This window comes from Streptomyces sp. AK08-02 (assembly GCF_033795085.1).
In the GTDB taxonomy this organism is placed as follows: domain Bacteria; phylum Actinomycetota; class Actinomycetes; order Streptomycetales; family Streptomycetaceae; genus Streptomyces; species Streptomyces echiniscabiei.
Map to the genome: position 1 here is coordinate 424,623 of NZ_JARAZV010000001.1, position 18,771 is coordinate 443,393.

The 18,771-nt window shown below is 72.0% G+C and carries 9 protein-coding genes and 2 pseudogenes; 6 read left to right on the forward strand and 5 right to left on the reverse strand.

Annotated features, from left to right (window positions below; translation table 11 throughout):
• Together PV734_RS01870 and PV734_RS01875 are read right to left on the reverse strand one after the other, a co-directional pair.
• The gene (locus PV734_RS01870; protein ID WP_319288580.1) at window positions 1-7,650 is read right to left on the reverse strand and encodes a non-ribosomal peptide synthetase; all 7,650 of its coding nucleotides are present in this window, start codon (window positions 7,648-7,650) and stop codon (window positions 1-3) included.
• Between the two features lie 109 nt (window positions 7,651-7,759).
• The gene (locus PV734_RS01875) at window positions 7,760-9,082 is read right to left on the reverse strand and encodes a cysteate synthase (RefSeq protein WP_319288581.1); all 1,323 of its coding nucleotides are present in this window, start codon (window positions 9,080-9,082) and stop codon (window positions 7,760-7,762) included.
• A gap of 280 nt (window positions 9,083-9,362) precedes the next feature.
• Between PV734_RS01875 and PV734_RS01880 the strand changes: the two genes are divergently transcribed.
• The 3 genes and pseudogenes from PV734_RS01880 to PV734_RS01890 form a co-directional block, all read left to right on the forward strand.
• A complete protein-coding gene (locus tag PV734_RS01880) occupies window positions 9,363-10,508 on the forward strand; it encodes a thiamine pyrophosphate-dependent dehydrogenase E1 component subunit alpha (protein WP_415924146.1) in 1,146 nt (381 codons plus the stop codon).
• A 1-nt stretch (window position 10,509) separates the two neighbouring features.
• Window positions 10,510-11,472 (forward strand): annotated as a pseudogene (locus tag PV734_RS01885) (alpha-ketoacid dehydrogenase subunit beta); the annotation flags it as partial.
• Between the two features lie 135 nt (window positions 11,473-11,607).
• A pseudogene (locus tag PV734_RS01890) lies at window positions 11,608-12,576 on the forward strand (dihydrolipoamide acetyltransferase family protein); the annotation flags it as partial.
• Window positions 12,577-12,582: 6 nt separating this feature from the next.
• Here PV734_RS01890 and PV734_RS01895 read toward each other — a convergent pair.
• From PV734_RS01895 to PV734_RS01905, 3 genes are all read right to left on the reverse strand, one after another.
• Window positions 12,583-13,617: a zinc-dependent alcohol dehydrogenase gene (locus PV734_RS01895; RefSeq protein WP_319288582.1), complete on the reverse strand. Its 1,035-nt coding sequence runs from the start codon at window positions 13,615-13,617 to the stop codon at window positions 12,583-12,585.
• Window positions 13,614-14,474 carry a fumarylacetoacetate hydrolase family protein gene (locus PV734_RS01900; RefSeq protein WP_319288583.1) on the reverse strand — a complete coding sequence of 287 codons (861 nt, stop codon included), beginning with the start codon at window positions 14,472-14,474 and terminating at the stop codon, window positions 13,614-13,616. Before PV734_RS01900 ends, PV734_RS01895 begins: the two co-directional genes overlap by 4 nt.
• A 69-nt stretch (window positions 14,475-14,543) precedes the next feature.
• On the reverse strand, window positions 14,544-15,374 hold the full coding sequence (locus PV734_RS01905; protein WP_319091713.1) for an IclR family transcriptional regulator: 831 nt from the start codon (window positions 15,372-15,374) through the stop codon (window positions 14,544-14,546).
• 49 nt (window positions 15,375-15,423) lie between these two features.
• Between PV734_RS01905 and PV734_RS01910 the strand changes: the two genes are divergently transcribed.
• The 3 genes from PV734_RS01910 to paaB all read left to right on the forward strand — a co-directional run bounded on the left by PV734_RS01910 (window position 15,424) and on the right by paaB (window position 18,768).
• Window positions 15,424-17,136: an IlvD/Edd family dehydratase gene (locus PV734_RS01910; protein ID WP_319091714.1), complete on the forward strand. Its 1,713-nt coding sequence runs from the start codon at window positions 15,424-15,426 to the stop codon at window positions 17,134-17,136.
• Between the two features lie 319 nt (window positions 17,137-17,455).
• Window positions 17,456-18,454 carry a 1,2-phenylacetyl-CoA epoxidase subunit PaaA gene (gene paaA, locus PV734_RS01915; RefSeq protein ID WP_319091715.1) on the forward strand — a complete coding sequence of 333 codons (999 nt, stop codon included), beginning with the start codon at window positions 17,456-17,458 and terminating at the stop codon, window positions 18,452-18,454.
• On the forward strand, window positions 18,451-18,768 hold the full coding sequence (gene paaB / locus PV734_RS01920; protein WP_319091716.1) for a 1,2-phenylacetyl-CoA epoxidase subunit PaaB: 318 nt from the start codon (window positions 18,451-18,453) through the stop codon (window positions 18,766-18,768). Before paaA ends, paaB begins: the two co-directional genes overlap by 4 nt.
• The last annotated feature ends 3 nt before the right edge of the window (window positions 18,769-18,771 follow it).

Genomic DNA, 18,771 nt, shown 5'->3' on the forward strand with positions numbered 1-18,771 from the left:
TTACCTCCACTCGCTTCCGAACTCGGCTTCGAGTTCGGCGATCTCTGCTTGGGACAGCGACACCAGCGGCAGGTCGGACGGGGTCCGTCCGCCCTCCGCGGTGGCGTGGGTCAGGGCGGTCAGGGCGTCGCACCACAACTCGGCCAGGGCGTGCACGTCGTCCGCCGACCAGATGCCGGGGACCCAGGACCAGGTGGCCCGCAGTCCTTCGGCGGCGGCGACCGCGGTGATCTCCAGGCCGTGGGTGACGGGCAGGGAGGGGGCGTGGGCGGCGCCGAGCGCGAGCGGGCCGGGAAGCGCCTCGGGAGCCGGCGACCATTCGGCCCGCGATGCGCCGGCGGCGGGTGTGCGACCCAGGTAGTTGAAGCCGACCTGCGGGACCGGGAGCGTGGCGAGAAGCGGCCCGGTGGCCGGGTTGAGGTGGCGCAGCAGACCGTGGCCGATGCCGTGATCGGGCACGGCGCGCAGCTGTTCCTTGACGCTCCTGATGATTTCGGCGGAGTCGTCCAGGGCGAGGCCGGTGAGGTCGAGCCGTACCGGCACGACGCTGGTGAACCAGCCCACCGTCCGCGACAGATCGACCCCCTCGGCCAGTTCCTCGCGCCCGTGCCGTTCGACGTCCAGCAGCAGCGCCGGACGGTGCCGAAGGCGCGCGAAGGCGACGGCGAGGGCGGCGAGCAGTACGTCGTCAGGGCCGGCGTGGAAGGCGGCGGGCACCGTGGTGAGCAGATCGGTGGCCTGTTCGGCCGGGAGGATCCGGGTGTGGTGGCACATCGCGCCGACGGCATCTCGCGCCGGGTCGGGGCGCCGGGCGCCCAGCAGTGTGTCGGGGGCGTCCAACAGGTTCTGCCAGACGGCCAGTTCAACGGTCCGGGTGTCGGCCACGCGTTCCAGCAGCCGGGCCCACTGCCTGAACGGAGTTCCGGTCGGCGGTAGTTCCTCGTCGCGCCAAACTGTTTCCAGATCGGCGCGGAGGATGCCCCAGGACACCCCGTCCACGGCCAGATGATGCACCGTCAGCAACAGTCGGCCGGGCCGGTCGGGTCCGGCGTCGTACCAGACCGCGCGCACCAACTCACCCTTGTTTGGACAGAGTTGAGACGTCAACGGCTCGATCACCGCCTCGAAGTCACCGTCCGGAACCGCGACCCGCTCCAGCAGTCCGGCCGCGTCCACGCTCCCGGCGGGCGGGATGTACGCGGTCCAGTCGCCGTCCGTCGTCACACGCATCCGCAGCGCGTCATGGTGGTCGAGTACTGCCTGGAGGGCGCCGGTCAGACGCTTCTCGTCGGCGTCGGCGGGCGTGACGAGCAGCGCCGACTGGCTGAACGAGCCGACGGGGCCGCCGCGTTCACGAAGTCGGTGCATGGCCGGGGTCAGCGGCAGTTCGCCGACCGCCGACTCCGCGGTGGCCTCCTGTGCCGGGGCCGGACGTGCCGCTGCCAACGCTGCGAGTCCGGCGATCGTCCGCTGCTCGAAGACATCGCGCGGGGTGAGCCGCAGCCCGGCCGTGAGGGCGCGGCTGACGAGATGGATGGAGGTGATGCTGTCGCCGCCGAGGTCGAAGAAGCCGTCGTCCACGCCCACTTCCCGCGGATCCCGGCCGAGCGTCTCGGCGAACAGCCCGCGCAGGGTCTCCTCCTGCGGTGTGCGCGGCGCGAGCGTCCTTCGGGCGGTCGTCACATCGGGCGGCGCGGGGAGCGCGGCCCGGTCCAGCTTGCCGTTGGGCGTCATCGGCAGGGCGTCGAGCACCACGAACGCCTCGGGGACCATATGGCCGGGCAGCCGTTCCGCCGCGTACGCCCGCATGTCGATCCCGGTGAGGGTGTCCGGTCCCACGAGATAGCCGACCAGCCGCCGTACGCCGGTCCGGTCCTCGCCGACCACCACCGCGGCCTGGTCGACGGCGTCGTGGGCGGTGAGCACCCCCTCGACCTCTCCGGGCTCGATCCGCAGGCCCCGGATCTTCAGCTGACCGTCGGCCCGCCCCCGCAGCTCCAGGACGCCGTCGGCCCGGCGCACGGCCAGGTCGCCGGTGCGGTACATCCGGGCACCCGGCGGCCCGTACAGGTCGGCGACGAACCGTTCGGCGGTCAGACCGGGCCGGTTCCAGTAGCCCCGGGCCACCTGGTCGCCCGCCACGTACAGCTCACCCTCGACGCCGGCGGGTACGGGGTTCAGCCACGGGTCCAGGACGTAGGTACGGGTGTTCCACATGGGGCGCCCGATGGGTACCGGGCCGGACGGCAGGTCGTCGCCCGGTTCGATGCGGTGGTCGGTGCAGCCGACGGTCAGCTCGGTCGGGCCGTAGTGGTTGATCAGCCGTACGTCGGGATGGTCCCGACGCCAGGATCGCAGGGCCTCCCCGACCAGGGCCTCGCCGCCGAGCATGAACTCCTCGGTGGGCGAGATGTCGTACGGCAGGGCGGGCAGCAGCGCGAGATGGCTCGGCGTGGCCTTGAGGAACGTGTAGTCGCCGGGCAACGCGTCCGCGCCCGCTTCGTGGACGGCGGCGATGTGCACCCGACCGCCCGCGGCGAGTGCCCCGTGCAGGCTTGTCACGGTGGCGTCGAAGGACATCGTGGCGTGCAGCAGCGAGGCGCCTCGCAGACTCGGGTACGCCGACACACAACGGGCCACGTAGGTGGTGAGGTTGCGGTGTTCGACGACCACCCCCTTGGGGCGTCCGGTGGTACCGGAGGTGTAGATGAGGTAGGCGGGGTCGGCGGGGCGGGCGTCGCTCAGGAGGATGCCGGGGGCGTCCGCGTCGGGACTCACGACCGGACAGTCGACGCCGACGGGGTCCCTGGTGACGACGCACACCGGACCCGCGTCGGACAGCAGGTAGGCGGTCCGTTCGGCCGGGTGTTCCGGGTCGAGCGGCAGATAGGCCGCGCCCGTCTTGAGGACGCCCAGCACGGCCACCGCGAGGTCGACGGACCGGGGCAGCGAGAAGGCGACGACACGGCCTGGGCCCGCACCGACCGAGGTCAGCGCCCGCGCCAACCGGTCGGCACGCGCGTCGAGTTGGCCGTAGGTCAGGCTGATGAGCGGGTCCGTCACAGCCACCGCGTCCGGTGTCCGCGCCGCCCGCGCCTCGAACATCCGGTGGAAGGCCGTCTCCGGAACCTCCCGGGCGGTGTCGTTGCACTCGACGAGCAGGCGCCGCCGTTCGTCCGGGCCGAGGATGTCGAGCGCGCCGACGGGCCGGTCGGAATCCTCCAGGGCGGCCCGGAGCAGTCGTTCCAGTCGGGCGGCCAGTTCCTCGGCCGTAGCCCGGTCGTAGAGGTCGGCACTGTACTGGAGGATGCCTTCGATGCCGTCCGGCGAGCCGTCGGCAGAGTGCCGTTCGCCGAGGTTGAAGGTGAGGTCGATCTTGGTGGCGCCAGTCTCCACGGAGAGGGCCCGGGCAGTGAGGCCGGGCAGGTCGAGGTGTGGTTCGGCGCCGGGCCGGAAGGCGAGCATGACCTGGAACAGCGGGTGCCGGGCAGGTGAGCGGGGCGGGTTGAGGGCCTCGACCAGCTGCTCGAACGGCAACTCCTGGTGGGCGTAGGCACCGAGGTCCGTGTCCCTGACCCGGTCCAGCAGCTCCCGGAAGGTGGGGGCGCCGGAGGTGTCGGTGCGCAGCACGAGGGTGTTGAGGAAACAGCCGACCAGTTCGTCCAGGGTCTCGTCGGCGCGACCCGCGACCGGGGTGCCCAGCGGGATGTCGGTGCCTGCCCCGAGCCGGGTCAACAGGGCGGCCAGAGCGGCCTGGACGACCATGAACGGTGTAGTACCGGTCTCCGCGGCGAGCGAGCGCATCCGCCGGTGGAGGCTCGCGTCCAGCCGTACGGGGATGTCGCCGCCCCGGTGAGTGGCACGGGCCGGGCGGGGGCGGTCGGCAGGCAGCGAGAGTTCGTCGGGGAGCCCGGCCAACGCCTGGGTCCAGTAACTGAGGTGCGGATTCATCGGATCACGCGGACCGCCGCCGAGCTGCCGGCTCTGCCAGACGGCGAAATCCGCGTACTGGAGCGGTAGTCGAGTGGTGTCGGGAGCCCGATTCTCTCGGCGGGCCCGGTATGCGGCGGCCAGATCGCGGGTGAGGGGATCCAGGGACCGGCCGTCCGCGGCGATGTGGTGCAGCACCAGCAGCAGGACGTGGTCCTCGGGGCCGAGGACGAGCAGATGGGCGCGGAGCGGGATCTCCTCGGCGAGCAGAAAGGCTCTCTTCGCCAACTCGGCGAGCCGGATCGGCAGTTCGGCTTCGGCGGCGTGGTCGACGTGCAGTCGGGGCCGGGCGGCCTCGGGATCCAGCAGCCGCTGGCGCGGAGTGCCGTCGGTGTCCGGGTAGACGGTGCGCAGGATCTCGTGCCGGGCGACCAGATCGGCCAGCGCCAGGCGCAGGGCGTCCTGGTCGAGGGCGGCGCCCGTCAGCCGTACGGCGAGCGGGATGTGGTACGCGGCGCCCGACTCCTCCAGTCGGTCCAGGAACCACAGGCGCCGCTGGGCGGAGGACAGCGGAGCCTCGTCGGGGAAGGCTCCCGGTACAGGCCGGGAGACGGGCCCCACGACGGCCACCGAGCCGTCGAGCCGACCGGCGAGGGCCGCCGGAGTGGGCGCCCCGAACAGGTCGCGCAGGGTCAGGTCGGCGCCCAGTGCGTCTCGGATCCGGCCGATCAGACGCAGGGCGAGCAGCGAGTGGCCGCCGAGCGCGAAGAAGCTGTCGTCCGCACCGACCTCGGGCAGACCCAGGACGTCCGCGAAGAGACCGCGGAGAGCCTCCTCCTGAGGCGTCCGTGGGGTTCGCGGGGCCCGAGTGCCGTGGCTGCCGTCGGCCACCTGCGGAACGGGCAGTGCGGCCCGGTCCACCTTGCCGTTGGCGGTGAGGGGCAGCCGGTCCAGCGGTACGACGGCGGAGGGGACCAGCTGGTCGGGCAGTTGTTCGGCGAGGTGGGCGCGCAGGGACTCCGGGTCGGGTGCCGGACCCTCCGCGGGCACCGCGTAGGCGACCAGCCGTCGGTCGCCGGGGCGGTCCTCGCGGACGAGTACAACGGCCTGGGCGACCTGCGGATGGGTGGAGAGGGCGGTCTCGATCTCGCCGGGTTCGACGCGGAAGCCGCGCAGCTTGACCTGGCCGTCGGCCCGCCCGTGGAACTCCAGCTCGCCGTTCCCGTCCAGCCGGACTCGGTCCCCGGTTCGGTACATACGGGCACCCGGCGGGCCGTACGGATCGGCGGTGAAGCGCTCGGCGGTGGCGTCGGGTCGGCCCAGGTAGCCGCGCGCCACGCCGGGCCCGGCCAGGTACAACTCGCCCACCACGCCGCGGGGAACGGGGCGCAGGGCGCCGTCGAGCACCTGGGTGCGCATTCCGTCGAGCGGGCGGCCGATGGGCAGCGCGTCGGGCACGTCGGCGCCGTCCGGGCACGGGCGGCAGGTGGCGAACGTGGTCGTCTCGGTCGGGCCGTAGCCGTTGGTGACCGTCAGACCGGGGCAGGCCGCGAGGACGCGTCGAACGGCGGACGCGGGGACGGCCTCGCCTCCGGCCCACACCTGGCGCAGGCCGTCGAAGCAGCCCGGGTCCTGCTCGGCGGTGAGCCGGAAGAGCCCGGCGGTCAGCCACAACGCCGTCAGCCCGTGCCGGGCCGTCAGCCGAGCCACCCCCGCGGCGTCCATGTCCTCGTCCGCCCCGGCGACCACCGCGGTGCCCCCGCCCAGCAGGGGCACCCACATCTCGTATGTGGAGGCGTCGAACGCGGTCGGCGAATGGACGAGAACGCGTGTGTGCGCGTCGCCCCCGAACGCCGAGTCGGCGGCCAGCGCGGCGATGTCCCGGTGGGTGACGGCGACGCCCTTGGGTCTGCCGGTGGAGCCCGAGGTGTAGCTGACGTAGGCCAACTGGTCCGGGTGCGGCCGCACTTCGGGGTCGGTGTCCGGTTCGCCGACGAGCGAGGGATCGGTGGGGTCGACGGTGCGCAGGCCGTCGTACGAGATCTCGGCGCCGTCCGCCAGCAGGACCGACGCGCCGGTCTCCGCGAGGATCCGCCGGGTGCGGGCGGCCGGGGCCCTGGGATCGAGCCCGACATAGGCGCCGCCCGCCTTGAGGACGGCCAGCAAGGCCACGATCAGCTCGTCCGATCGGCGCATCAGGACCGCGACCCGGTCCTCGGGCCGGACACCGAGCCCGAGCAGACGGTGGGCGAGCCGGTTCGCGCGGGAGTCGAGCTCGCGGCCCGTGATCGCCTGCTCGCCGTGGACGACGGCGATGCCGTCGGGGTCGGCGGCCACGCGGGCCGCGAAGAGCGCGGAAACAGTGCTGCCGTGTACGGCGGGCGCGGGAAGCGGACCGTCCAGCCGCGAATCCTCGCCGGGGAGCGTCGTCCCGACCCGTCCCACCACTGTGCCGGGCAGGGCCGCCGCCGCCGCGAACCGCTCCAGGAAGTGGAGGAAACGCCGGTGGTGGGCGCTGAGTTCGGCATCCGTGTAGTGCTCGGGACTCGCGTCGAGGTCGACCCGGATCCCCTGGCCGTCGGCGCGGTCGTAGACGTTGACCGCGAGATCCTCGACCGGGCCCGTGGACAGGTTGTGCCGAGTGGTCGGGTGCCCGGCGAAGCGCAACTCCGCTCCGAAGGCCATGATGTTGACGACCGGACCGAAGTAACGGGGACCGTCCTGCGGCCGGTTCACCTCGCGGCGCAGTTCTTCGCCCCGGTGGCGTTGGTGGCCGAGCAGGTCGCGAGTGGCTCGGGCCGCCTGCCGAACCAGCTCGACGGCGGGTGCGTCCGGCCGTACGGACAGCCGCAGCGGGAGCACGTTGGACGCCATGCCCGGGGTCGCGAGTTCCGTCTCGCTCTCGCGGGCGGTGACCGCGAGGCCGAGGACGATGTCATGGGAGCCGGTGAGCCGGTGCAGATAGGCGGCGGTCGCAGCGAGCACGACGCGGGACCAGCGGGTCCCGGCGCTGCCCGCGGCCGAGTGGACCAAGTCCCCGGCGGGAGCGGGGAGATGGCCGGTGCGGCGCAGGAAGCGGTCGCCGACCCGGGGCGGGCGGGCGGACAGGCTCACCGGCTCGGGCAGGTCGGCGAGGACGCCCGCCCAGTGAGCACGATCGCGTTCGTACCGCTCCTCGACGCGGTAGGCCCTGTCTGCGGCGATCAGCGGGGCGAGGGGGGCGGCCGGCGGGGTGTGCGGGGTGCCCGCGGCGAGCGCGGTGTACGCGTCGGCCACCCGCCGGGCGATCAGGGAACAACTGAAGCCGTCGACTGCGATGTGATGGTACGCCTGGTACCAGATCCAGTGGTCGTCCGCGAGGCCCAGCAGCGCGTACCGGAACAGCGGGCCCCGATCGAGGTCGAACGGCGTGCCGAAGTCGTCCGCCATCCAGTTCCGCGCGGCCTCGGCCCCCGCCGTGTCGACGACGGGCATCGTCCACCCGTGACCGGCGTCCGGCAGCAGCCGTACGCCGTCGTCGTCCGCCACGAACCGCGACCGCAGAGTCTCGGTCGCCTCCACCACCAGTCGTACGGCTGCCCGGAACAGCTCGGGCTCGACGCGCCCGTGGATCTCGGTGTACTCGCCCACGTTGTAGGCGGCACCGGCGCCGTCGAGTCGTTGGCCGAACCACATCGAGCTCTGGGCGGCGGACGGCTCCAGGCCACGGCTAACGGTCATCGGCGGGCTCCGGTGGGGGTGTGGGGGGAGTGTCGGTGTGCTGTCGTCGGTGCGGTGGCGGGTCGTCCGGCGCCGCCCAGAGGGACCCAGGGGCGTGGACAGTGAGGACTCAACTGGCCGCTCCCGCAGGCGTGGAGGCGTACGACAGACGCCGACCGACCTGCTCGGCGGCCAGGCGCGGGCCGTCGACACCGGTTGTCCAGGGGACGCGCAGCCAGGGCTCGGCGGGGATCAGCCGGAGGTCACGGGCCTGCCGGGCCCGGCCGCCGCCCGTGATGTTGAGGAGGACCACCTCGTCGCGGTCGACGCGTCCGGCGCTCACGGCGTCGGCGAGGGCGGCCAGCGCGACTCCCGCACCCGGCTCGATGTCGATGCCCTCGGTCTCCGCGAACAGGTCCATCGCCGCGACGGCGGCAACGTTGTCGACACGCAGGACGTCGCCACCGCTCTCGGTGAGCACGTCGCGCACTCCGCCGTGGACGGCGAACGGCGGTCGCCTGTTGGTCAGTTCACGGGCCAGCGGCTCGTGTTCCCGGTCGGCTGGAGCTGTGCCGCCGAACCGCCAAGCCTCGTACAGCGGGGTGAACGGCGCGTTCTGACACATGAGCAGACGTGGCAGCCGCTCGCCACCCGACCGGATCCGGCGCGCCGCCTCATGGGCGCCGATGGCCCCCGTTCCGCTGCCGACCGCCTGTACGTACGTCTGCGGAAGACGCCCGATCGCCTCGGCCGCCGCCAGCATCACGGTGCCCAGGCCGTCGCGGCGCCCGACGTTGCGGCAGCCGCCCTCCGCCTGGTGGCCGGGGAGCCGGGCCAGCAGGTCGGCGGCGGCGATGGCATCGCTGTAGGCGGCGCCCCCGTCGAGGACGACGATGCGTACGCAGGGGTCGAGCGGCCCGGGAAACCGCATGCCGGCCATGGCGGGCTCGGGCACCACGAGCAGGCAGGGCACCTGATGGCGGGTCGCGGCCCACGCGAAGGCGGCGGCGGTGTTGCCCGCCGAGGGGATCACCAGGACAGGTGGGTCGACGGGCAGCCGGCCGAGCACCGTGTACGCCTCAAGGTCCTTGAACGTGCAGGTAGGCAGCTGCGCGCCGCGCTCCGGCCAGTACCCGTTGAAGGCGACCCACAGCTGATCGAGGCCGATGCGGCGACCGAGCCGGTCCGCGTGGTGGACGACCGGGCCGGGAACGTCGGGAAAGGTCCGCGTCACCGGTAGCAGCGGGGCGTGACGGAACAACCCGGTGCCGAGGAGTCCGGCGGAGCGCTCAGGCCCGCTGTGCGCGGTGTACTCGGTACGCAGGAACGCCGGATCGTGTGGTCGGGGGCAGTCGAGAATCAGGCCGTCGTCCTCGTAGCGGGTGCCGCAGGAGGTACAGACCAGTGTGTAGTGACGATTTCCCGGGCGTACTTGGGGGCGTACGGGGGACATTCCATTGCCTTCCGCAGGGCCGTGCTTCGCGGATCAATTGCATCCGGAGATCTGCAAAGGACGGGCGACCCGGGAATTACCGTTGCCCCAACGGTAGGTTGACGTTCCGTTCGCCGGAGTCGGTCGGCGCACACCTGTGGACTGTTCAGTTCCGCTTCATCTTCCCTTCTCGAAAGGTGAGCTGAGGCCGTGTTAGGTCTGATAAGGAAGCCGGGCGCATGGGCGTCCTGATGAAGAGGACGGCGGGGAATTGAGCAACAAACCGACGCATGGAACGGTGGTGGAGCGGGCAGATTCCTCGTCCGTTCCCTCGCTTTCGCCTTCGCAATGGCTCCCTTCTCAAGTTCCGGTTCGATTTTTCCCATGGAACGGAAAAGAGCCGGAAGGTGATCCGGTCGAACCGGTCGACTCGACCGGCGGATTCCGTGCCTATGACCTGCCGGAGTCCGGGCAGTTGCTCGACGCGTACCGGAAGATGGTGGTGGGGCGCCGCTTCGACGAACAGGCGACCGCGCTCGCCCGCCAGGGCCGGCTCGCGGTCCACCCGTCCAGCCTCGGCCAGGAGGCGTGTCAGGTGGGTGCGGCGCTCGCGCTGCGCCCGACCGACTGGTTGTTTCCCACCTACCGCGACTGCGTGGCGCTGGTCAGCCGAGGCATCGACCCCGTCGAGACGCTGACCCTCCTGCGCGGCGACGGCCACTGCGGCTACGACCCCGTACGTCACCGCACCGCACCCCAGTGCACTCCGCTGGCCACCCACGCGGCACACGCCACCGGGCTGGCCCACGGCGAACGGCTCAAGGGCACGGACACGGTCGCCCTCGCGCTCGTCGGCGACGGCGCCACCAGCGAGGGGGACTTCCACGAGGCGCTGGGGATCGCGGGCGTACTGCGGGCCCCCGTGGTCTTCCTGGTGCAGAACAACCGTTACGCCATCTCCGTTCCGCTCTCCGCGCAGAGCGCCGCACCGAGCCTGGCGTACAAGGGAGTCGGCTACGGGGTCCGCTCCGAGCAGGTGGACGGCAACGACGTCGCGGCGGTACTCGCCGTACTGGGCAAGGCGGTTGAGGACGCGCGCTCGGGTGGCGGGCCGTGGCTGGTCGAGGCGCACACCTATCGGATGGCCCCGCACACCAGCGCCGACGACCCCTCCCGCTACCGCCCGGCGGAGGAGACGGAGCACTGGCGCGGACGGGACCCGATCGACCGGCTGGCGAACTGGCTGCGTGAGCACGGTCTGCTCACCGAGGACGACATCGCGGCGACCGCGGCGGAGGCCGAGGCGTACGCGTCCGATGTGCGCATCCGGCTCGCCGAGGACCCCGCACTCGACCCCCTCTCGTTGTTCTCCCACGTGTTCAGTGCCCCGACCCCGCAACTGATCGAGCAACACGCCTACCTGCGGGCCGAGTTGGAGGACAACTGAGATGACTGCCACCGCGATGGCCCAAGCCCTCAACACCGCCCTGCGGGACGCCCTCGACGCGGACGAACGCGTCGTCGTCTTCGGCGAGGACGTCGGCCGGCTCGGCGGCGTCTTCCGGATCACCGACGGACTCACGGACGCGTTCGGCGACCGCCGTTGCTTCGACACGCCGGTCGCGGAGGCGGGCATCGCCGGCCTCGCCGTCGGTATGGCGATGGCCGGTTTCCGACCGGTGGTGGAGATGCAGTTCGACGCCTTCGCCTACCCGGCGTTCGAACAGATCGCCTCCCACATGGCCAAGTTCCGCAACCGCACCCGCGGCGCCCTGGCCCTGCCCCTGGTCGTCCGCATCCCGTACGGCGGCGGAATCGGCGGAGTCGAGCACCACAGCGACTCCAGCGAGGCGTACTACACGCACACGGCGGGTCTGAAGGTCGTCACGCCCGCCACGGTCGCCGACGCCTACTCCCTCCTGCGGGAGGCGATCGAGGACCCGGACCCGGTGGTGTTCCTCGAACCCAAGCGCCACTACTGGACCAAGGAGGACATACAACTTCCGTTGCGCAGGGAGCCGTTCGGTACGGCGGCCGTGCGCCGACCCGGCACCGACGCCACAATCGTCGCCTACGGTCCGTCGGTCGCCGTGGCCCTGGCGGCGGCGTCGCAGGCCGCGGCCGAGGGACTCGACGTGGAGGTGCTCGACCTGCGCACCCTGGTCCCGCTCGACGACCACGCGCTCACCGCGTCCGTACGGCGCACCGGCCGATGCCTGGTGGTGCACGAGGCGCAGGGTTTCGCCGGCGTCGGCGCCGAGATCGCGGCCCGGGTGCAGGAGCGCTGCTTCGACGCGCTGTGCGCGCCGGTGCTGCGGGTCACGGGCCTCGACATCCCCTATCCGCCGCCGTTGCTCGAAAGCGCCCATCTCCCGGGTGTGCGGCGGGTGTTGGCCGGACTGCGCCGTCTGCTGCCGGACGGCGGCCGGGGCGTACGACAGCCGATGCCGCAGGCGCCCGTCGAGCCGACGGCGGGCAGCCGGACCTTCCTGCTGCCGGACCTGGGGGAGGGTCTGGTGGAGGCCGAGGTGCTGGAGTGGACGGTCGCCGTGGGCGACAGCGTCACGCACGATCAGACCGTCGTCGAGGTCGAGACGGCCAAGTCCGTCATCACCCTCCCGAGCCCCTTCGCCGGCACCGTGACCGCCCTGCACTGCCCGGCCGGCGAGATGGTGAAGGTCGGAGCACCCCTGCTGTCGGTGGCGGCGCCCGAGGGCGACTCGGGCGCGGTACTCACCGGATACGGCACGGGCGGGGCACGGCGGGCCACGAGCGACGGTGCGTCGGCCGCCACCGTGGAGCAGGGGAGCCGGGGGAGAAGAGGAAGCCGGGGGAGTGGTACGGCCACGGCCGCGCTGCGGCCCGGACAGCGGATCCCGCTGGACGCCGCCGCCGAGAAGTTCGTTCGCGGCCACCGTGACACGCCCGCCGTCACGATCTGGGCGGACGTCGACGCCACCGCCCTGCTCGCCGCCCATGACGCGCTCGGCACGGGTCTGCTGCCGCTGCTCGCCGGGGCCTGTCTCAGTGGACTCGTCGCCTTTCCGCAGCTCAACTCCCGTGTGGATGAAGCCCGTTCGGAGATCGTCCGGTTGTCGCAGGTGCACCTCGGCTTCGCAGCGCAGACCGACGATGGGCTGGTCGTCCCCGTCGTGAGGGACGCCGACCGGTTGCCGCCGGCCGACCTCGCCGCCGAACTGCGCCGCCTCACCGGCCTCGCCCGACGCGGCGCACTCACCGCCGCGCACCGGACCGGCGGTACGTTCACCCTCAACAACTACGGCGTGCTCGGCGTCGACGGCGCCACCCCGATCCTCAACCACCCCCAGACGGCCATGCTCGGCGTCGGACGGATCGTCGAACGCCCCTGGGCGGTGGACGGCCGGGTCGAGGTGCGCGAGGTCGTCCACCTGTCGCTGACCTTCGACCACCGCGTCTGCGACGGCGGCACCGCGGCCGGTTTCCTCCGCCACGTCATCGACCACATCACCGCACTTGGAGCCGACTCACTCTGAACCGGCTCACCCCAGGCGCGGGTCGACATGGAACTTCGGCCCGGGACCCGCGCCCACCGGCCGCTCACCCGCGAGGACGGCTCCGACCTGGTCCAGGCCCACTGTCGCCGCCACGAGAGGCCTCGGATCGACCGAACCCTCGGCGTACGCCCGGATGGTGGCGTCGAGACCGGGGGACGCCGACAGGACACCGACCGCGGTGACATCCCCCAGGACGAGCGTGCGAGTGTCGACGCGGCTCGGTTCGCCGGCCAGGCCTATGTAGACGACATGGCCCGCCGGTTCGACCAACTGAAGCGCCAGGTCAGGGAGATGGACAGCGTTGGAGGCGTCCACGACGGCGTCGTACGGCAGATCAGGGACGGTGTCCTGTCTCCAGGTGTGCTCGAAGCCCAGCTCGCGGGCGAAGGCGAGCGAGTTGTCGGTGGCGCCCATCAGATGGACCTCCGCACCGGCGGCACGGGCGAACATCGCGACCAGGAGGCCGATCGTCCCCGGGCCCAGGACCAACGCGCGGTCACCGGGCCGCAGTTCGGCCGCCCGGGCGGCACGCAGGGCGTTGCCCCCGGGCTCCACCAGCGCGCCCAGTACCGCGTCGACCGAATCCGGCAGGACGTGCAACGAGGAGACCGGTACCGCGAGTTGCTCGGCCAGAGCGCCGGCCCGCTCCCCGCGGATTCCGACCTCCTGACGCTTCTCGCACACGTGCTGACTGCCCCGGCGGCAGCGGCGGCAGGTGCCGCAGCCGAGCATGGTGTCACCCATGACCCGGCGGTCGATCCACCCGGGATCGACTCCGTCGCCGACCGCCGCCACCCGCCCCGCCCACTCGTGGCCGAGGCGCATCGGATAGGCGGAGTGGCCCTGGTGGAGGTAGGCCATCGCGCCGGTGAAGAACTCCATGTCGGTGCCGCACACGCCGACCCGCTCGACGTCGACGACGACCTCGCCGGGGGCCGGCACCGGGGCGGGGACCTCCTGGACCCCGTACTTTCCGGGCGCCGTCAGGACGAACGCGCGGATGAGGCGCCGAGCGGTCACCGTGGGCCGAGCACGTGCTGACGCTGGCCGCCGAGGCCGGTGATGCCGAGCTCCATCACATCACCGGGCCGGAGATACACGGGCGGATTGAAGCCCATGCCGACGCCGGGCGGGGTGCCGGTGTTGATCAGGTCGCCGGGTTCCAGGACGAGGAACTGGCTGAGGTAGTGCACGATGAAGTACGGGTCGAAGATCATCGTCTTGGTGCTGCCGGTCTGCCGGCGCACTCCGTTCACGTCCAGCCACATGCCGAGGTCGAGGACGTCGTCGATCTCGTCGGTGGTGGCGAGCCAGGGGCCCGCCGGATTGAACGTCTCGGCGGACTTGCCCTTCGCCCACTGACCGCCCCGTTCCAGCTGGAAGGCGCGCTCGCTGACGTCGTTGACGACGACGTACCCGGCGATGGCGTCCCGCGCCTCCTCGACCGAGTCGAGGTAGCTGGTGCGGCGGCCGATCACGATCCCGAGCTCCACTTCCCAGTCCGTCCTTGTCGACCCGCGCGGAATGCGAACCTCGTCGTTCGGGCCGACGAGGGTGTTGGGCGACTTGGTGAACAGGATCGGCTCGTCCGGCACGGCCATGCCGCTCTCGGCCGCGTGGTCACGGTAGTTGAGCCCGATGCACAGCAGCTGGTGCGGGCGGGCGATCGGGGCGCCGACACGTTCCCCGGCGAAACGGGACACCCGTCCGGCGGCCGTCCGTTCGGCCACGACGGGGCGGACACGGTCGAGGCCGCCCGATCCGAAGAACGCCTCGTCGAAGTCCGGGACGAGGTCGGAGAGGTCGACATAGGTCTCGTCGTCGACGCGGGCGACAGGCTTTTCGGCGCCTGCGGCACCGATACGCATGAGGTACACGGGGTCAGTCTCCAGTTCGACCGGCGGGGCGGCGGGGGCGGTGGTGGTTGAGGGTCGGCATGCGGTTCATCAGCGGCGCGGCTCCGCCAAGGGGCCGAGCAGGGCTCGGATCTCGTCGACCGCGTCGACCAGGGTGTGCAGCGGCGTCCGGTAGGTGAGCGCGCTGACGCTCACGGCGCCGGAGGGAGCCGTCGGCGAGGTCAGGTACACCGGCAGGGAGAGGCAGTTGACGCCCGCCTCGTTCTCCTGGTCGTCCACGGCGTACCCCCGGTCGCGGGTGACCCGCAGATCGTCGTAGAGGTCGGCGGCCGTGCGCAGGGTCCGGGCAGTGCGGTGTTCCAGGGGCGAGTCGCCGATCCACGCCTCGACCGCTGCCACAGTGTCCAACCGGTGGGCGAGCAGTGTCTTTCCGACGCCGGTGGCGTGGGCGGGATTGCGGCCGCCCACCGTCGACGTCAGCCGTACGCCGCCGGTGGGCGGGTCGACCTTCGCGCGGTAGACGACCTCCCGGCCGTCGAGGACCGCGTAGTGGGCCGTCTCGCCGAACCGGTGGGCCAGCGCTTCCAGTACGGGACGTACCCGGACGTGCTCGGGCCGGTCCTCGTGGTGGGCGAAGGCCATCCGCAGGAACTCGTCGCCCAGAACGTAGCGACCGCGGGCCCCCTGGTCGGCGAGTCCGGCCCGGCGCAGGGCCACCAGGGCCCGGTGCACGGTGGGCTTGGGGCTGCCGATCACCCGGGTCAGCTCCTCCAGGCCCACACCGTCGGGATACCGCGCCAGTTCCTTGAGGACGGCGAGCACGCGGTCGGAACCCACCAGACGCGAGACGTCACCGTCGCCCCCGGCGACTTCGTCACCCACAGGGGCTGACGTGCCCTCGTTCATCTGCCTATGCTCCATGAGGTTCCGAAGATTAGACCACGATGCCAATTATTGGAAAGGGTCGACGGTGAGGCTTCGCAGCGCACAGTGGTACGAGGGACAGGGGCGCAACGCCTACATCCACCGGGCCTGGATGCGCAGGGGCGCACCGGACGACGCCTTCACCGGCCGGCCGCAGATCGCCATCGCCAACACCGCCTCGGACCTGACCCCCTGCAACGCGCATCTGAACGAGGTGGCGGCCGCGGTCCGCAACGGGGTGTACGAGGCCGGGGGCATCCCCCTGGACCTGCCGGTGGTGTCCCTGGGCGAGACACAGGTGCGGCCCACCGCCATGCTCTGGCGGAACATGGCGGCGATGGCCACGGAGGAGATGCTGCGGGCCAATCCCATCGACGGAGTCGTCCTGCTGGGCGGCTGCGACAAGACGATCCCGTCGCTGCTCATGGCCGCCGCCTCGGTGGACCTGCCCGCGGTCGTCGTACCCGGAGGGCCGATGCTGACCGGGACCTTCCGGGGGACACCGCTGGGCTGCGGCACCGACGTCTGGCGGCTGTCGGAGGAGGTACGGGCCGGCACGCTCTCCGAGGAGCAGTTCACCCGCTCCGAGTCGGCGATGATCCGCAGCCGCGGCCACTGCAACACCATGGGCACCGCCTCGACGATGGCCCTGGTGGCCGAGGCGCTGGGCACGATCGTGCCCGGGGTGGCCGGTATTCCGGCGCCCGACAGCCGACTGCTGGAAGCGGCCCACGGCACCGGCAGGCTGGCGGTGGACATGGTCGCCGCCGACCGCCGCCCCGCCACCTTCCTGACCCGGGCGTCCTTCCACAACGCGATCGTGGCGCTGGCCGCGATCGGCGGTTCGACGAACGCGGTGGTCCATCTGCTGGCCATCGCCGGACGCCTGGGCATCCCCCTGTCGCTCGACGACTTCGACCGGATCGGTTCGCGCGTCCCGGTCCTCGTGGACCTTCAGCCGGCCGGCCGCTTCCTCATGGAGGACTTCCACCGTGCCGGAGGCCTGTCCGCCGTCCTGCGCGAGGTGCGCGACCTGCTCGACCCGGACGCCCTCACCGTCACGGGCGAGCCGCTGGTGAACCATCTCGACGACGCGCCGATCTGGGACCCGGAGGTGATCCGCACCCGCGAGAAACCGCTGGTCGCGGAGGGCGGTATCGCGGTCCTGCGCGGCAACCTCGCCCCCGACGGAGCGCTCGTCAAACCGGCGGCGGCCTCCCCGCACCTGCTGCGCCACCGGGGCCGCGCGGTCGTCTTCGACTCCATCGAGGACTTCCATGCCCGTATCGACGACCCGGACCTCGACGTGGACGCCGACTCCGTGCTCGTGCTGCGCGGCTGCGGGCCCAGGGGCTACCCGGGCATGCCCGAGGTGTCCAACATGCCGCTGCCGAAGAAGCTGCTGGAACAGGGCGTCCGTGACATGGTCCGGGTCTGCGACGGGCGGATGAGTGGCACCGCCTACGGCACCGTCGTCCTCCATGTGGCCCCGGAGGCGGCGGCCGGCGGCCCCCTCGCCCTCGTCCGCACCGGTGACGTCATCGTCCTGGACGTCGAGGCCCGGCGCCTCGACGTCGACGTACCCGCCGACGAACTGGCCCGCAGGACCCCCAACGAGGCCACGGTCACCGGCTTCGCCAACCCCCGGCGCGGCTGGGAACGCCTGTACGTCGACCACGTCCAGCAGGCCGACACGGGCGCCGACCTGGACTTCCTCATCGGTTCCAGCGGCTCCGAGGTGAGCCGCGAATCGCACTGACGCGCCTCTCGCGAAGGGCCGGGCGTCGGTCGGATCGTCCCTAGTCACCGGGGGCACGGGCAGACCCGGCGCGGCTACGCGCGGGGCTGCCGCCGAGATGAGCCCGGTCGACCCGGAGGGGGGTGGCGGAACCGGTCGCCCTCCTGGGCCTCCGGCCGGCTCGGCATCTCCACCGTTGCGGTGTACGGCAGCAGCGGCGGGCGCGCCACCTGCCGACGGTCGGGCGCGCCACCTGCTGACGGTCTTGACAACCTTGTGCGGGCGGGGAAAAGTCGTCACACTGGCACCGAACGAATGGTCGGTTGGGGAGCGGGTTTCGATGACGACGACACACTCCGCCGCCTCGGACACGAGCGGCGCCGAGCAGACCGGCGAACGGCTGCTCGGCGAGCACTTCGAGGCGACGATCGCGCGCGACCGCCGGATCGAGCCACGCGACTGGATGCCCGAGGGCTACCGGAAGACGCTGATCCGGCAGATCGCCCAGCACGCGCACTCCGAGATCATCGGCATGCAGCCGGAGGGCGAGTGGATCACGCGTGCGCCCTCGCTGCGCCGCAAGGCGATCCTCTTCGCGAAGGTCCAGGACGAGGCGGGGCACGGGCTGTATCTGTACTCGGCCGCCGAGACCCTCGGCGCCGACCGCGCGGACCTGACCGAGCGGCTCATCGAGGGCCGTCAGAAGTACTCGTCGATCTTCAACTACCCGACACCGAGCTTCGCCGACGTCGGCGTGATCGGCTGGTTCGTGGACGGCGCGGCGATCTGCAACCAGGTGCCCCTGTGCCGGAGTTCCTACGGGCCGTACGCGCGCGCGATGGTGCGGATCTGCAAGGAGGAGTCCTTCCACCAACGGCAGGGGTACGAGCTGCTGATGACGATGACGCGCGGTACGGAGGAGCAGCGCGCCATGGTCCAGGACGCCGTCGACCGCTGGTGGTGGCCCTCCCTGATGATGTTCGGGCCGCCCGACGACGCGTCGCCCAACTCCGCCCAGTCCATGGCCTGGAAGATCAAGCGGCACACCAACGACGAACTGCGCCAACGCTTCGTCGACATGACCGTCCCGCAGGCCGACAAGCTCGGCGTGACCCTGCCCGACCCGGAACTGCGCTGGAACGAGGAGCGCGGGCACCACGACTTCGGCACCCCCGACTGGGACGAGCTCACGCGAGTCATCAAGGGCGGCGGCCCCTGCAACACCGAACGGCTGGCGCGCCGCCGGACCGCACATGAAGAGGGCGCCTGGGTGCGCGAGGCGGCCACCGCGCACGCCGCCAAGCAGCGCGCGCGGGCCGCGAAGGAGGCAGTGGCATGAGTGACGACCTGGCCGGTAACGAGGGTTCGTCCTCGAACGAGTGGCCGCTGTACGAGGTGTTCGTACGCGGCAAGCGCGGCCTGAACCACGTGCATGTGGGCTCGTTGCACGCGGCCGACGACCGGATGGCACTCACCCACGCGCGCGACCTGTACACGCGGCGCAACGAAGGCGTGAGCATCTGGGTGGTGCGCTCCGAGCACATCGCCGCCTCCTCGCGCGACGAGAAGGACCCGTTCTTCGCACCCAGCGCGGACAAGGTCTACCGCCACCCGACCTTCTACGACATCCCCGACGACGTCCCCCACATCTGACCG